We start from the raw sequence: 14,483 nt of genomic DNA, 5'->3' as shown, positions 1-14,483 counted from the left end.
GAGTCTCCTGGGATTCGAATGAGTTCTGTCGCGAAGCGTGATGTCTTATTCCCGGTCGCGGCGCGGTGCCAGGGCCGGAGGCTTCGCGTCGGATGACGGTACCTGGATAGCGCGAGCGGGCGTGGGTATCGTCACGGCCGGTGGCGGTGGCGGTGGCGCCACCTGCGGCATATACGGGAATGGCGGCACGGCCAGCGCCGCGCCGCCAGCAGCGGCCCGGCTGGCAGCCGCAAGCGCCTGCGCCCATCGCTGACCGGGTTCGCCTGCGGCCAGAAAGTCAGTGTTGTTGCGCGTCACGGATTCGATGAGTGCCGGATCGACCAGCGCATGCACCTCCAGCAAACGGCCGCCGGCGCTGATGCGATGCCCCACCCAGGCGCGCGGGGTGCTTGCCAGGTTGCGCTTTTCGAGCCATTGCCACAGCATCGCGTGCTGTGCCTTCAGCCAGTGGTCGAGATCCGCGTCGCGGCGCATCCTCAGGCAATCGGACGCATTGCCGCCGGCCAGGTGCATGCTGTCGGCCTGCGGGCAGACGGGCCCGCCGTTGGCCGCAGCCGCCTGCACCACCACCACCGCCAGCCAATGGCCGTCCTCGCGCTGCAGGCCCACGGCCCGCGTGGGGGCAGTGGCGCCGGACACCGGCACCAATCCCTCACCACCCAGCCAGGGCGCGGGATCCGTGCCGAGGTCATACCAGGTGCCGATGCTGGCGGGCGGCACCGAGATCTGCGGCGCCGCCGCAGGCGCGGCGGCCACGGAGGAAGCCGCAGCGGCAGAACTGCCGCCCGGCGCTGGCGCGGCACAGCCCGCTGCCAGCAACGCGAGCAACAAGGCCCCCAGCGGGCGAGCCGCGGTATTCATGGCGTACTTCAATTTCATGCTTTTCAGCCGCGCGTGACGGCACCTTCATGCGCCATCAGGCAGGCGGCGACGATGTCGTCTTCCCGGTCCAGCGTGAAGCCGCCCTCCTTGGGCAGCACCAGCTTCAGGAAATCGAGCACGTTGCGCGCATACAGCGCTGAGGCGTCAGCGGCCACCAAAGCGGCCAGATTGGTTTCACCGACCAGCACCACACCGTGCTTGACCACGGTCTTGTCGGCTTCGGTCAGCGGGCAGTTACCTCCCACGCTGCCGTCGGGATTTGGCGCGCCCTTGCCGGCGGCCATGTCGATGATCACCGAGCCGGGCTTCATGCTCGCCACCATGTCCCCGGTGATCAGCACAGGCGCCGGACGGCCGGGAATCAGGGCGGTGGAGATCACCACATCGGCCTGCGCCACACGCTTGGCCACCTCGGCTTTCTGGCGGTCGAGCCAGCTTTGCGGCATGGGGCGCGCATAGCCTCCCACGCCTTCGGCGGCTTCCTTTTCTTCCGCGGTTTCGTAGGGCACATCGATGAACTTGGCGCCCAGCGATTCGACCTGCTCCTTCACGCTCGGGCGCACGTCGCTGGCTTCGATCACCGCGCCCAGGCGCTTGGCAGTGGCGATGGCCTGCAGGCCGGCCACGCCGACACCCAGGATGACCACGCGCGCCGCTTTCACGGTACCAGCGGCGGTCATCAGCATGGGGAAGAACTTCTGATACCGGTCCGCTGCCATGATGACAGCCTTGTAGCCGGCAATGTTGGCCTGGCTCGAAAGCACGTCCATGCTCTGGGCGCGTGTCGTCCGGGGGGCGGCTTCGAGAGCGAAAGCAGTCAGCCTGGCAGCGGCCAGCCGTTTCAGTCCTTCGGCATCGAAGGGGTTGAGCATGCCGATCAGCACGGCCGAGGGCTTCATCCGCGAAATCTCTTCGGGCGACGGTGCACGCACCTTCAGCACCATGTCGGCCCCCAGTGCGCCAGCAGCATCGGTGATTTCAGCGCCCGCCGCCTGATAAGCGGCATCGGTCACGGAAGCCGACACGCCGGCACCGGCTTGCACGCGCACGGCATGGCCTTGGGCAATGAGTTTCTTGGCCGTCTCCGGGGTCACTGCGACACGGGTTTCGCCGGCCGCCGTCTCGGTGGGCACGCCAATCAGCATGGAAAATTCTCCTCATTCATGGTGCTCGGGCGTGCTGCCGCCTGGGTGGCCGCCCGAATCCAGCCGAGCTTAGCATCTTCCAGGGCATATTCACGGCAAATCCCGCCTGCCATGGACTACCGAGACACTTTGGCGACGTTCTGGCACCATACCTGTTGCAATCCTCGGACGATCCGCATATTGCCCTGGATAATCCGCCCATGAACACCCGATGGAAACCCAGCGTCACCGTAGCAGCGGTGATTGAGCAGGACGGGCGCTACCTGCTGGTGGAAGAACACACCGCCAACGGACTTCGCCTGAACACACCGGCCGGCCACCTGGAGCCTGGAGAATCGCCTGCGGAGGGCGCCGTACGCGAGGCGCTGGAGGAAACTGGCCGCCTCTTCACCCCTACCGCGCTGCTGGGCATCTACATGGCAGCGAGCAATGACATCCAAGGCGCGCCGGCAACCTGGATGCGGCTGGCGTTCACGGGCAATGCCAGTGAAGCAGACCCCGCGCGGCCACTCGACAAAGGGATCGTGCGCACCGTATGGATGACCCCTGCCGAGATAGAAACCAGCCAGGATCGCCACCGCAGCCCCCTGGTCTGGCGCTGCGTGCAGGATCACATAAAGGGAAAACGCTTCGATCTGTCAGCTATCGTGATGGATAGGACTATGCTCCCCCTGAGGCGCTGACGCGCCATCCTCTACGCCGGGCGCCCCCAGAGGACACCGCCAGCGGCGGGGCAAAGCCCGCACCGCGACGGACCCGAATGGCTTGCTCCGCAGCCTTCTGCCGTTGAGACACGATCCGCTCGAGTATTTTCCATGGACCCTATTGCTTCTTTCTTCCTGCTGTCCGCTGCAGCCTTTGGCGCCGGCATCCTGAACGCCATTGCCGGCGGCGGCACTTTTCTCACTTTTCCCGCCCTGGTCCTGACCGGCGTGCCGCCCATCGCCGCCAATGCCACCAGCGCGCTGGCCGTGAGCCCAGGCTATCTGGGCAGCACATTGGGATTCCGGGCCGAGCTGGCAGCGCTCCCGCGCTCGCTGCTGGTGCGCGAGCTCATCCTGAGCGCCCTCGGCGGCGTGGCCGGCGCGCTGCTGCTGCTGGTCACGCCCGCTTCGGTGTTTTCAGGCATCGTGCCCTGGCTGCTATTGTTCGCCACCGTGCTGTTCGCGTTCGGCCCCTCTCTTTCGCGTTGGGCCGGTGGCGAGCATGGCAGCGGCCTTTCCCGCTGGCGCAATCCCGCACTACTGCTGGTGGCCATCTACGGCGGCTATTTCAACGGCGGCCTGGGGATCCTCTTGATGGCGCTCTACCTCGTATGCGGGGAGCACCGCATGCACACCGTCAATGCGCTCAAGAACCTCAACTCTTTCGTGCTTTCAGTCGTCTCGGTCATCGCTTTCGCCATTGGCGGCGCCATCGTGTGGAAGCAGGCCCTGCTGATGGCCGTATTCGCCACTCTCGGCGGTTTCGCCGGGGCGCGCCTGGCCCGCAGCCTTCCGGCCAGGGTGGTGCGCGCCATCGTGATCGTGACCGGACTGGTCATGAGCGTATTGTTCTTCACGAAAACGTGATTTCACCGCGCACCTGATAATTCAGGGATGTCCAAACACCGTATCGTTGTCGGTCTCTCGGGCGGTGTGGATTCCGCCGTCACAGCCTACCTGCTGAAAAAAGCGGGCCACGAGGTCGTGGGCATCTTCATGAAGAACTGGGAAGACGACGACGACAGCGAGTACTGTTCGTCGAACGTCGACTTCGTCGATGCGGCTGCCGTGGCGGATGTGATCGGCATCGAGATCGAGCACGTCAACTTCGCGGCAGAGTACAAGGATCGCGTATTCGCCGAGTTCCTGCGCGAATACCAGGCGGGGCGCACGCCCAACCCTGACGTGCTGTGCAATGCCGAGATCAAGTTCAAGGCCTTTCTCGACCATGCCATGCGTCTGGGCGCAGAAAAGATCGCCACCGGCCACTATGCCCGCGTACGCCATAACGAGGCGCGCGCCCGCCACGAACTGCTCAAAGGCCTGGATCCCTCCAAGGATCAAAGTTATTTCCTGCACCGGCTGAACCAGGCGCAGTTGGCCAAGACCATGTTCCCCGTCGGCGAGTTACTGAAAACCGAGGTCCGGCGTATCGCCGCCGAAATCGGACTGCCGAACGCGAAGAAAAAGGATTCCACCGGTATCTGCTTCATCGGCGAGCGGCCGTTCCGCGAGTTCCTGAACCGCTACTTGCAAACCAAGCCCGGCCCGATCAAGGACGAGCGCGGGCGCACCATCGGTGAACATGTGGGGCTCTCGTTCTATACCCTCGGCCAGCGCCAGGGGCTGGGCATCGGAGGTGTAAAGGAAAAAGGCGCGGCCCGAGGCGGCGGCGAACATGCGCCCTGGTTCGCGGCCCGCAAAGACATGGCGCGCAACACCCTGTACGCGGTGCAAGGGCATGAGCACCCTTGGCTGCTCTCGCACGAGCTGACTTTCGACAACGCTGCCTGGACCACCGATGAGCCGCCTCAGCCCGGCACTCTGGCTGCCAAGACGCGCTATCGGCAGCAGGATGCCGCATGCAGCCTCTCAGCCGGCGAAACGCAGGGCACCTTCCGCCTACGCTTCTCCGAGCCTCAATGGGCCGTGACCCCGGGCCAGAGCGCGGTGCTGTATGACGGCGAGGTATGTCTGGGCGGCGGTGTGATCGCCAGCGCACGCACTGGCGACCTGCCGGATCAAGACCGAGCCCTAGCGCTCACGGCAGCCAAGGCGTGATGGCAGCAACAGCCTTGGGCTGTTGCTGACGGCCACTCCCCAGCGTTACTCCCAAACTGCGAAGCACAGCCCCGTCCCCGTCCCGGCAGGCGTGCGGTACGCGGGAATGTATTCCAAGGATTTCAACGACAAGGCATCCACGGCGCCGGCCATACAGATCCAGTTCCGGATCTCGGAGTTTCCTGCGTTGAGTTGGCGGCGGGGCAATGCGGCAAGGGCAGCGGCGTCTTTCTCCCTCAGCGCCTTGATGACCTGGGCATCGAACTCCTCATTCACGGTGAAATGGCTCAGACCGCCCGAGGCAAGCACCCCGACACGGGCGTCCCCCGGAAAAGACTCCACCGCCGCCCGGATGGCCTGGCCCAGGCGATAGCAGCGCCCTGGCGTCGGCTGATTGGGCGGGTAGTAGGTGTTGAGAAACACCGGCACGACCGGAATCAGGGTGCCATTCAACAAGCGGTTGTGCACAAAGCCGAAAGCATGCCCCTCGCCGAATCCATCGGGAAGCTGGTCCGCAATGGAGAGGTCGAACTCGTCCTCGACGAGGTTGCCTATGATGTGACGCGCGAGCGCGGCATCGACAGGATAGTCGCGAGGCTTGGCGGGCTCGTAATAACGTGCCGATGCGTCCTTGGCCCACTGAGGCGCGCCCGACTCCTTGAGCGGTACGTTGCGGATACTTTCGCCATGGTAGATGAGCATGCTCGGCATGTTGCTGTCTTGAAACAGCTCCTTCTGATCGTCCCCTACCACGATGAGGGCATCCAGCCGGCCTTCTCGCAAAGTCTTGCCCAGCATGTCGACATGCGCCAAGGCAGCGGCGTGCCGGGAGTGCAGCAGTCCCGGCTCCAACTGGGCTTCCATGGCGGGCCCCGCGAGCGCCTTCAATTGCTCGTAAGTCACCGGATTGCCCTCCTTGTCGAGGTGATCACGCGTACTGTCTCTCTCGATGAAGCGAGTCCAGTCGGTTACCGGGGCATTCAGCATGGGAGTATGCGATGTACCTACTCCGAGAACAATCTTTGCCATTTTCAATTCCTGCTTAGAGCCCGTCTATCGAAATAGCAGGCAAATCATCAATTCAAGGTTAAAAAATAAATCTCGGGTGACGTAGTCGATGGCCTCTTCCGCTCCAATCCGGCGGTGTAGCGCCAGCCGCTCCTCGCTCGAGGCCGCGCTCACGCCCCCACCTTTGCCCGCCTGCGCGCCAGTTCTTCACGAGCAATCGCATTGCGATGGACTTCGTCAGGCCCGTCGACGAAGCGGGTAGTACGTGCCTGGGCATATGAGCGGGCAAGGCCAAAATCATCGCAAACCGATGCTGCACCGTGAATTTGCATGGCCCAATCGATCACCTTGCAAGCCATGGCCGGCGCGGCAACCTTGATCATCGCGATTTCCTGGCGGGCTTCCTTGTTTCCTACGGTATCCATGCGGTGCGCGGCATACAGCACGAGCAATCTGGTCTGGTCGATCATGATGCGCGCATTGGCAATGCGCTCACGTGTCACCCCTTGGTCGGAGAGAGGTCGCCCAAAGGGCGCACGGGACATGGCCCGATCGCACATCATCTCCAGCGCCCGCTCGGCCCTGCCGATCAGCCGCATGCAGTGATGGATTCGCCCTGGGCCGAGCCGCCCCTGGGCAATCTCGAACCCACGGCCTTCACCCAACAGGATGTTCGACGCTGGAACGCGGACATCCTTGAATTCGATCTCTGCATGACCGTGCGGCGCGTCATCGTAGCCAAACACAGGCAGATGCCGAATGATCCGAACACCCGGCGTGTCCCTGGGAACGAGGATCATGGATTGCTGCTTATGACGATCCGGGTTGTCCGGATCGGTTTTCCCCATGAATATAAGAATCTCACAACGCTCGTCATTGGCACCCGACGTCCACCATTTCCGGCCATTCAGCACATAGTGATCGCCCTCACGAACTATCTGTGCAGCAATCTGCGTCGCGTCGGAAGATGGTGATGCCGGCTCAGTCATCGCGAAGCCTGAGCGGATCTCCCCAGCCAGCAACGGCTTGAGCCACCGCTCCTGTTGCTCCGGGGTACCGTAGCGCTCCAGTGTCTCCATATTGCCGGTATCCGGCGCCGAGCAATTGAAAGGCTCTGCGCCGATAGGTGAACGCCCCATGACTTCGCATAGCGGTGCATACTCCAGGTTGGTCAAACCAGCGCCCAGCGCGGAATGCGGAAGGAAGAGATTCCAAAGTCCTTCCGCTCTGGCCTTTTGCTTCAGTTCCTCCATGATGGGCACGGACTGCCAAGCCTCTCTGGCTTGCCTGGCAGCAGCCATCTGCTGCTCGTAGACTTTCTCGGCTGGATATACGTGCTCGTTCATGAAAGCATGAAGCCGGGTCAGCAAGCCTTTGGCTCTCTCCGAATGGTCAAAATACATTAGCTTCCTCGATAAATGGATGGATTCGCGACACACTGCGCCGGGCCACTCGGGTCCTGGCTGATGAATTGCTGATGGCGGTTGTCATGCCACATGCCCGAGGGCAATGGAGGCTTGAGTGAGCGCCAGGAACGCGGACCGCGGCTCCCAGATATGGGCATATTCACCGGCTGTCCCGGCGAAGCCACGGAGAGCCTCCGCCACTTGGCTCACGCCCACTTCGCGCGCATACTGCATCGGCCCTCCACGGCTTCCTGGGAAACCGTAGCCGTGCAGATAGACCGCATCCACATCAGCCTCATTGGCGGCAATGCCCTCAGCGACGATCGCCGCGCCTTCATTGGCCATGGCAAAGAGACACCGATCCACGATTTCGTCGCTGGACACCTTGCGCGGGCAGATGCCGTTCTCCGCACGCCACGCCCGAACGATTTCATCCACCTTCTGGTCCGGTAGCGGAGTTCGCCCGTCGTCGTAGCGGTACCAGCCTGCGCCTGTCTTCTGCCCCAGCCTGCCAGCATCGACCAGCGCGTCGGCGAGAATCAAATGCCGTACGCCAGGCTGGGATCTGGCGCGTCGCCGGCGGCCAGCCGACCCGATATCCAAGCCGGCCAGGTCGGTCATGCGCAACGGTCCCAGTGCGAAACCAAACGCCTGAAGGGCGTCATCTACCTGCCTCGGCGACGCGCCTTGCGCAACCATGAAGCTGGCCGCCGCCTGGTAGCGGGCGAGTATCCGATTGCCGATGAACCCGTCGCACACGCCGGAGACGACAGCGACCTTTCCGAGCCGTCGGCCCAATGAAAGAACAGCTTCAACGATCTTCGGCGAAGTAGCCGCGCCGCGCACCACTTCCAGCAATCGCATGCGATGCGCCGGGCTGAAAAAGTGCATCCCAATCACATCCGCCGCCCTTCCAGTGACGGCAGCAATGGCATCCACATCAAGGGCGGAAGTGTTGGTAGCGAGGATGGTGCCCGGCCGCGTGCACGCGTCCAGCTTCCGGAAGATTGCGGTCTTGACGCTCATATCTTCCACGGCCGCCTCTATCACCAGATCAGCTGTCTCCAGTCCAACGTCATCCCGCATAGGATGAAGAATCGCCAGCCGTGCCGCCATGTCGCTATCCGTGAGGCTTCCCCGCCGGACCTGCCCCTCGTAGGTGCGTCTCACTGAAGCCATGGCCGACTCCAGCCGACCTTGGTCTACGTCCATAAGGCAGGTGGAGATGTTGGCATCCACAAGGCACATGGCAATGCCCCGCCCCATAGTGCCCGCACCGATGACCACTGCATTGCTCACTGACGTCTTCATGTTGGCGCTACCTCGATGCCGCCAGGGCGACCAGTATCAATTTCTATTATTAAAATATAATTTCATTTTCTAAATTTAGCAAGATCTTTTGACCAGCATTTCAGGCAGGAATGCCGCTGCGCAAGCCGTCCTCCGTCCTCACCAATGCTGATCCTGGTCAACTTTTCTGAACACTTATTCCATTAAAATTCATCAACTTGAAAAGATACTGAAGGAGCGCCATGGGTCGTCCTAGCCGCAAGGATAAAGTCGTTGTCCCCGACTATTCAGAAGGGCTCCAGCTGAAGATCGAGGACGATGATCCGCGCTTCAACAGCGCTCTGGCTCGCGGCCTGGCCATCCTGCGATCCTTTCATATTGATCAGCGCTATCTGGCCAACGCAGACATCGCCGAACGCACCGGCATTCCCAAACCCACGGTCTCCCGGCTAACCTACACGCTGACACAACTGGGTTACCTGCGCTATCGCGAAGAGCTTGGCAAGTACGAGGTCGCCGCCGGGGTGGTTGGACTGGCCTATCCCTATATTGCCAAGCAGGTGGTCCCGTCCGCGGCACGTCCGCTAATGCTCGAGCTGGCGACTGAAACGAGCACCAATGTCGGTCTGGGTGTCAATGAAGGCCTGAGCATGCTCTATCTCGAGTATGCGCCTGGCGACCCGAAATCGAACCGGCGGCAGCGAGTGGGATTCCGCGTGCCTGTCGTACGTACGGCCATGGGGCGCGCCTGTGTTGCTGCCATGCCTCCGGAGCAGCAAAGGGCGGTGCTCGAACTAATGCAACTCTATTATCCGAAGGACTGGAAAGCCTTGTGGGAAGAGCTGGAAGTGGCTATGGAGCAATACCAGAAGTACGGATACTGCTTTGCCGTCGGAACGTTCGCCAAGCTGACGAACACGGTTGCCGTGCCCTTCGTGTGGGGAGATTCAGGCAACTTCATGGCTTTCAACTCGCAGGGCCCGGCGCATCTGCAAACGCCAGCGCGCATGGCACGCATCGGCAAGAGATTGATCGAGATGACCGAGCAGGTTCGCGAGCGGCTGCTCCGAGGCACACCGGATCCCATGTATCCATCCAACTAGGACGTGTCATTTCACGAACAAGGCCGCGAAGGCTTTGCGACGCTCATCCAGACCTTGAGGTTCGGAAGCCCCCAGCAACGGGCCTCTGTTGATGGCTTTCAGATCCTCGGGCAACTGGGCATCGCTCTCGCCTGTGACACTGCCATAAGCTGTCTCCAGGAGATGCTTCTGCGTCGGAGAATCCAGGAAGTGATTCATGAATAGCCGCGCGGCGTTGGGCCTCGATGCATTCTTCACTCGCTGCAGTGTCATGACAATGTAGACATCTCCTTCCTTGGCTGTCATGGCCTTGACGGGCAGGCCGCGCAGATTCGGAACGCTTTGAATGCGGAAGGGAATGAAAAACGCGAACTCACCCTGAGCCACACGACGCTCATTGAGTGAAATATCCGTGGAGACGACCAGATTCTGCGATACGAGCTTTTGCAGATACTGAGGTCCCAGCTTTTCATTCAGCACATCGTAGACAAGGCTACCGGATCCGGGACTGCGGGGATCGTCCGTGACGATCTTCCCCTTCCACTTGGGATCGAGAAGATCGAACCAGCTCCTGGGCTCATCGGCAGGCTTGACCAGACGTGTATTCATCAATACCGTCTGGCGCCCAATGCCCACGGGCAGCAGCCGGCCGTCATCCACGAAGGGACTTACCAGCTTGCTGCTATTGGGAATTCCTTCATGAGGCACGTAGGAGCCGATGAAACTCGGCTGATTGATGGTAGGCCCGTCCATGGACAGATCGGCGTGTACGCGGCCAGCCGCCTGCTCTGCACGTACCCGCTCGCGAATTTCGCTCGGACGGCCGAACAGCAAGTCCACCTTGATACCGTAGCGCTTCTCGAAGGACTCCATGACGGGGCCCAATGTCTTGGGGGTCGCCGCGCCGCTATATAGAACGAGCTTACCCTCCTTCCTGGCTGCAGCTACTACCTCTTCCCATGCCTTCGTTGAAACAGGAGCTCCTGCGGCAGGAGCGGTTGCAGGTCCTTGAGCGCGAACGCCCGTGGCCAATGCGCCACCAGCCAGCACGGCGCCATTGAAACGGCGGCGATTCAGAAATACCATGCGAGTGTCTCCTTGATTTTTCCTTCAGGAATGAGCTGGCGCATGTTCACACCAGCGCTCGAAATCAAGCCGCGGCGGGCTCCAGCTTTGCGGCTCCCGCCTTGACTTCAGCCGTATATTCCGCAAAGGTCTTGTCTTCATCAGCCAGACGGTCGAGCAGCGCAGCAGGTTTAAACGCCTCCCCGAACTCGCGCTCGAACTCCCGCAGGCGATCGCGAACTGCTCTCAGGCCTATCGCGTCGGCATAATGCATCGGCCCTCCCCGGTAGCGGGGCCAGCCGTAGCCATAGATCCAGATTACGTCGATGTCGCTCGCGCGCAGCGCCACGCCCTCTTCAAGGATCTTCGCGGCCTCGTTGATCATGGGGTAGAGCAAGCGCTCGCGAACCAGGTCATTGTTCATCTCCTTGCGTTCGATACCGGCGTCGTTCGAAGCCTTGACGATCAGCTCGTTGACCATGGGGTCCACGATGGGCGTGCGTGCGCCAGCGGGGTTTTGTGGATCGTAGCGGTAGTAGCCGGCGCCTGTCTTCTGGCCCAACCGGCCCATCTCGCACAACGCGTCTGCCACCGGGGACTTCAAGCCGCGCTCCTGCCGGATACGCCAGCCGATATCGAGCCCGGCCATGTCGCCCATGGCGAATACCCCCATAGGAAAACCGAATTCCTGCAGCACACCATCGACCTGATGCGGGAAGCCTCCATACATGATGATCTGCTCAGCTTGCTTGCTGCGCGCGCGGAGAATGCGGTTCCCGACAAAACCATCGCAAGTGCCCACCAGCACGGGCACCTTGCGCATCTGGCGGCCGAGGGCCATGGAGCGAGCGACGATTGCGGGTGCGGTTTTCCCGGTGCGCACCACTTCCAGCAGCTTCATCACATTGGCTGGGCTGAAAAAATGCAGGCCGATCACGCTTTCTGGCCGCTTCGTCGCACTGGCAATGTCATCAATGTCCAGCGTGGAAGTGTTGGTACCCAGGATGGCTCCAGGCTGCGCATGACGGTCGATCTCGGCAAAAACAGTCTTCTTGAGTTGCGTGTTCTCGAACACCGCCTCAACGATCACTTCGGCGCCAGCTACGTCTGCCAGCTTCGTGGATGGCGTGATCAGGCCCATGCGCTTGCCCACGTCCGCCTCGCTCATGCCTCCGCGCTTGGCCGTATTCTCGTAGTTCTTTTGGATGATGCCGATGCCTTTCTCCAAGGCCTGCTCGCTCACATCGATCAGCGTGACAGCAATGCCGGCATTGGCAAAACTCATCGCGATGCCGCCGCCCATGGTGCCTGCTCCGATAACCGCAGCCTGCATGACCTTGGGTTGATTGGAGGTATCCACACCGGGAATCTTGGCTGCTTCGCGCTCTGCGAAGAAGAAGTAGCGTAGTGCCTTCGATTGGTCGGAGCCGACCTGCGCCATGATGATCTCGCGCTCGCGCTGCAGCGCCTGCTCGAACGGTAGATTGACCGCGGCTTCGATGGCATCGATGGCGGCAAGGGGCGCCTTCAGGCCGCGTGCCTTGCGGCCCACGCTCTGGCGAGCCTTGGCGAACAGCTCGGTATTTCCCCGTACGGGCTTCAGCATTTCGTCACGGTCTCGTACGCGTTTGAGCGGACGATTCTCTGTCACGAGCTTCTGCGCGAAAGCCAAGGCCCCCGCCAACAACTCACCCAGCACGACCTCGTCAAGCAATCCCGCCTCTCTGGCTTGCGCTGCAGAGATCTGGCTGGCTGAAGTGATCATCTCGATGGCACGCTCCACGCCCACGATGCGTGGCAACCGCTGCGTGCCGCCCGCGCCGGGAATGATTCCCAGATTGACCTCGGGAAACCCGAATCGTGCCGATGGCACGGCTATGCGGTAGTGGCATCCCAGTGCCAACTCGAGCCCACCCCCCAACACGGTGCCATGCATCGCCGCCACGACGGGCTTCGGGCTCTCCTCGATGGCGCTGATCACCGCATTGATGCGGGGATCCTTGGGAGGTTTGCCGAACTCGGTGATGTCCGCTCCCGCGACGAAAGTCTGGCCCTCGCAAACGATCACGATGGCGGCACTCTCCTTGTCGCGGCCAGCGTGCGCGATCGCGTTCAGCAAACCCTCGCGCAGTGCATGAGACAAGGCATTGACAGGAGGATTATTGAGAGTGACGACTGAGACGTTGCCCTGGCGCGCGAGCGTGACGATTTCATTGATTCTGGTCATGGGTGCTTTCAAGTAGAAGGAATGAAAAAAATTCAGGCGAGGGTGAACATGGGCACGTCCGGGCCACCATCGCTGGATTTGAAGACGAGACGCACTTTCTGGCCGATGCGCACATCGTCGAAGTCGCAATCGACGACATTGGTCATCATGGTGGGCCCCTCATCGAGCCTTACGTAAGCAATCACGTAAGGCTGTGGTGCATGGCGCATGATCGAGTACGAATAGATTTCACCGCGGCCGCTGGCTTGTTCCCAATCCGTCTTTCCCAAGCAGAATGGGCACAACGTGCGCGGATAGAAATGCGGCTTCCGACAAACCGTGCAGCGGCGCAATAGCAGGCGGCCTTCGCTGGCTGCGCTCCAGAAGGAAGTGGTCTCGGGGGTTTGGACAGGTGGGGTGATCTTGCGGTCGGGAATCGCAGCCATGATGTCTTCCTTACTCTCTCTCGAGGATGATGGTGGCGCTGCCATGCCGGGTGGCCAGCATGCCTCCGGTGCCATGGGCCAGCACGAGATCGCAGTTCGGCACCTGGACAGCAGGATGCGCCTCGCCCCGGGCTTGGCGCACCGCTTCGATGATCTTGGTCATACCGCCACGGTTACCCGGGTGATTGCTGCACAGTCCACCCCCATCCGTGTTGAAAGGCAGCTTACCCACGCCGGAGATCAGATTTCCCTCTGCCACAAACCTTCCGCCCTCACCCTTTTTGCAGAAACCCAGGTCTTCCAACTGCACAAGCACAGTGATGGTGAAACTGTCGTAGATCGAGGCATACTTGATGTCCGAGGGTTTCACGCCCGCTTCAGCGAATGCCGCGGGCCCCGACCAGACGGCACCCGAGTAGGTAATATCGATCTCCCCACCGTTCTGCGTCTTGTTCGCTTCGCCGCATCCAAGAACCCGCACGCGCGGCCTCTTGAGTGATCTGGCGATCTCAGGCGTCGTGATCACGAGCGCCCCGCCACCGTCACTGATGACGCAGCAGTCCAGCTTGTGTAGCGGATCGGCAACCAACGGCGAGTTCAGCACCTCGTCTACGGTTACTACATTGCGCAACATGGCGTTTGGGTTGTGCTGCGCATGGTGCGACGCCGCCACCTTGATCCAGGCGAGTTGCTCGCTCGTGGTGCCGAACTCATACATATGGCGCTGAGCCACCATGGCGTACAAGTTGAGAATCGCCGGAGCGAAAGGGCGCTCGAACTGGCTCTCCGGATACTTGTCCAGACTGTTACCCAGGCCCGATCCCATGCCTTCCGAGCGGGGACGTCCTCCCAGCGTGACCAAGGCCACCTCGCACTTTCCCTGAGCGATAGCCTGGGCGGCATGATGCACGTGGATCATGTACGAGGATCCGCCGGTTTCCGTGGTATCCATATAGCGCAGTCTCAGGCCCAGATAGTCCGCGATGGACAGGGGACCAAGTCCAGGAGCGTCTCCAGCGCAGAAGAAGCCGTCCACATCGGCAAGAGAAAGGCCGGCATCGTCAAGCGCGCCCTTGGCCAATTCGGCGTGCAGTTGCGCCAGGGCAATATCAGTGGCCTTGCGCGTGGGGTGTTCATAGATTCCGGCAATATAGGCCGCGCCTTTGATGCTCATTGTCTGTGTCCGCT

13 protein-coding genes are annotated in these 14,483 nt (G+C 61.6%); 4 read left to right on the top strand and 9 right to left on the bottom strand.

Features of this window, described 5'->3' with window-relative positions; genetic code table 11:
• Positions 1-45 precede the first annotated feature (45 nt).
• Positions 46-879: a hypothetical protein gene (locus WJU18_RS02585; protein ID WP_423458614.1), complete on the bottom strand. Its 834-nt coding sequence runs from the start codon at positions 877-879 to the stop codon at positions 46-48.
• 5 nt (positions 880-884) lie between these two features.
• Entirely contained in the window at positions 885-2,027 is a 1,143-nt protein-coding gene (locus WJU18_RS02580; RefSeq protein ID WP_423458613.1) for a Re/Si-specific NAD(P)(+) transhydrogenase subunit alpha, read from the bottom strand.
• Positions 2,028-2,227: 200 nt separating this feature from the next.
• On the opposite strand from WJU18_RS02580, the gene WJU18_RS02575 reads away from it, so the two are divergent.
• From WJU18_RS02575 to mnmA, 3 genes are all read left to right on the top strand, one after another.
• Positions 2,228-2,710 (top strand): NUDIX hydrolase, encoded by a 483-nt coding sequence (locus WJU18_RS02575; RefSeq protein ID WP_423458612.1) that lies wholly within the window; start codon positions 2,228-2,230, stop codon positions 2,708-2,710.
• A gap of 132 nt (positions 2,711-2,842) precedes the next feature.
• Positions 2,843-3,598: a sulfite exporter TauE/SafE family protein gene (locus tag WJU18_RS02570; protein WP_423458611.1), complete on the top strand. Its 756-nt coding sequence runs from the start codon at positions 2,843-2,845 to the stop codon at positions 3,596-3,598.
• A 27-nt stretch (positions 3,599-3,625) separates the two neighbouring features.
• Positions 3,626-4,792 carry a tRNA 2-thiouridine(34) synthase MnmA gene (mnmA, locus tag WJU18_RS02565; RefSeq protein ID WP_423458610.1) on the top strand — a complete coding sequence of 389 codons (1,167 nt, stop codon included), beginning with the start codon at positions 3,626-3,628 and terminating at the stop codon, positions 4,790-4,792.
• 45 nt (positions 4,793-4,837) lie between these two features.
• On the opposite strand, the gene WJU18_RS02560 is transcribed toward mnmA, so the two are convergent.
• The 3 genes from WJU18_RS02560 to WJU18_RS02550 all read right to left on the bottom strand — a co-directional run bounded on the left by WJU18_RS02560 (position 4,838) and on the right by WJU18_RS02550 (position 8,517).
• Positions 4,838-5,821 (bottom strand): protocatechuate 3,4-dioxygenase, encoded by a 984-nt coding sequence (locus WJU18_RS02560; RefSeq protein ID WP_423458609.1) that lies wholly within the window; start codon positions 5,819-5,821, stop codon positions 4,838-4,840.
• A 149-nt stretch (positions 5,822-5,970) separates the two neighbouring features.
• Positions 5,971-7,203, bottom strand: a complete 1,233-nt coding sequence (locus tag WJU18_RS02555; RefSeq protein ID WP_423458608.1) for an acyl-CoA dehydrogenase family protein — start codon at positions 7,201-7,203, stop codon at positions 5,971-5,973.
• A gap of 84 nt (positions 7,204-7,287) precedes the next feature.
• On the bottom strand, positions 7,288-8,517 hold the full coding sequence (locus WJU18_RS02550; protein ID WP_423458607.1) for a 3-hydroxyacyl-CoA dehydrogenase NAD-binding domain-containing protein: 1,230 nt from the start codon (positions 8,515-8,517) through the stop codon (positions 7,288-7,290).
• 221 nt (positions 8,518-8,738) lie between these two features.
• Between WJU18_RS02550 and WJU18_RS02545 the strand changes: the two genes are divergently transcribed.
• The gene (locus tag WJU18_RS02545; RefSeq protein ID WP_423458606.1) at positions 8,739-9,599 is read left to right on the top strand and encodes an IclR family transcriptional regulator; all 861 of its coding nucleotides are present in this window, start codon (positions 8,739-8,741) and stop codon (positions 9,597-9,599) included.
• A 6-nt stretch (positions 9,600-9,605) separates the two neighbouring features.
• Here the strand turns inward: WJU18_RS02545 and WJU18_RS02540 are convergent, their stop codons facing one another.
• The 4 genes from WJU18_RS02540 to WJU18_RS02525 form a co-directional block, all read right to left on the bottom strand.
• Complete coding sequence (locus tag WJU18_RS02540) at positions 9,606-10,664, bottom strand: ABC transporter substrate-binding protein (RefSeq protein WP_423458605.1); 1,059 nt, start codon at positions 10,662-10,664, stop codon at positions 9,606-9,608.
• Between the two features lie 64 nt (positions 10,665-10,728).
• On the bottom strand, positions 10,729-12,870 hold the full coding sequence (locus tag WJU18_RS02535) for a 3-hydroxyacyl-CoA dehydrogenase NAD-binding domain-containing protein (RefSeq protein ID WP_423458604.1): 2,142 nt from the start codon (positions 12,868-12,870) through the stop codon (positions 10,729-10,731).
• 32 nt (positions 12,871-12,902) lie between these two features.
• The gene (locus WJU18_RS02530; protein ID WP_423458603.1) at positions 12,903-13,295 is read right to left on the bottom strand and encodes a Zn-ribbon domain-containing OB-fold protein; all 393 of its coding nucleotides are present in this window, start codon (positions 13,293-13,295) and stop codon (positions 12,903-12,905) included.
• A gap of 10 nt (positions 13,296-13,305) precedes the next feature.
• Positions 13,306-14,469 (bottom strand): thiolase domain-containing protein, encoded by a 1,164-nt coding sequence (locus WJU18_RS02525; protein ID WP_423458602.1) that lies wholly within the window; start codon positions 14,467-14,469, stop codon positions 13,306-13,308.
• Positions 14,470-14,483 lie beyond the last annotated feature (14 nt).

This window comes from Ottowia sp. VDI28 (assembly GCF_049532675.1).
Taxonomy (GTDB): Bacteria; Pseudomonadota; Gammaproteobacteria; order Burkholderiales; family Burkholderiaceae_C; genus Ottowia.
Note: the sequence above shows the minus strand (reverse complement) of the source record. Positions and strands in the feature narration are given on the sequence as shown.

What these genes read in the sequence shown, in the direction of transcription:
- WJU18_RS02545 (WP_423458606.1), top strand. Translation starts at nt 8,739, where the DNA reads ATGGGTCGTCCTAGCCGCAAGGATAAAGTCGTTGTCCCCGACTATTCA.
- WJU18_RS02560 (WP_423458609.1), bottom strand. Translation starts at nt 5,821, where the DNA reads ATGGCAAAGATTGTTCTCGGAGTAGGTACATCGCATACTCCCATGCTG.
- WJU18_RS02535 (WP_423458604.1), bottom strand. Translation starts at nt 12,870, where the DNA reads ATGACCAGAATCAATGAAATCGTCACGCTCGCGCGCCAGGGCAACGTC.
- WJU18_RS02550 (WP_423458607.1), bottom strand. Translation starts at nt 8,517, where the DNA reads ATGAAGACGTCAGTGAGCAATGCAGTGGTCATCGGTGCGGGCACTATG.
- WJU18_RS02530 (WP_423458603.1), bottom strand. Translation starts at nt 13,295, where the DNA reads ATGGCTGCGATTCCCGACCGCAAGATCACCCCACCTGTCCAAACCCCC.
- WJU18_RS02555 (WP_423458608.1), bottom strand. Translation starts at nt 7,203, where the DNA reads ATGTATTTTGACCATTCGGAGAGAGCCAAAGGCTTGCTGACCCGGCTT.
- mnmA (WP_423458610.1), top strand. Translation starts at nt 3,626, where the DNA reads ATGTCCAAACACCGTATCGTTGTCGGTCTCTCGGGCGGTGTGGATTCC.
- WJU18_RS02580 (WP_423458613.1), bottom strand. Translation starts at nt 2,027, where the DNA reads ATGCTGATTGGCGTGCCCACCGAGACGGCGGCCGGCGAAACCCGTGTC.
- WJU18_RS02575 (WP_423458612.1), top strand. Translation starts at nt 2,228, where the DNA reads ATGAACACCCGATGGAAACCCAGCGTCACCGTAGCAGCGGTGATTGAG.
- WJU18_RS02525 (WP_423458602.1), bottom strand. Translation starts at nt 14,469, where the DNA reads ATGAGCATCAAAGGCGCGGCCTATATTGCCGGAATCTATGAACACCCC.
- WJU18_RS02540 (WP_423458605.1), bottom strand. Translation starts at nt 10,664, where the DNA reads ATGGTATTTCTGAATCGCCGCCGTTTCAATGGCGCCGTGCTGGCTGGT.
- WJU18_RS02585 (WP_423458614.1), bottom strand. Translation starts at nt 879, where the DNA reads ATGAAATTGAAGTACGCCATGAATACCGCGGCTCGCCCGCTGGGGGCC.
- WJU18_RS02570 (WP_423458611.1), top strand. Translation starts at nt 2,843, where the DNA reads ATGGACCCTATTGCTTCTTTCTTCCTGCTGTCCGCTGCAGCCTTTGGC.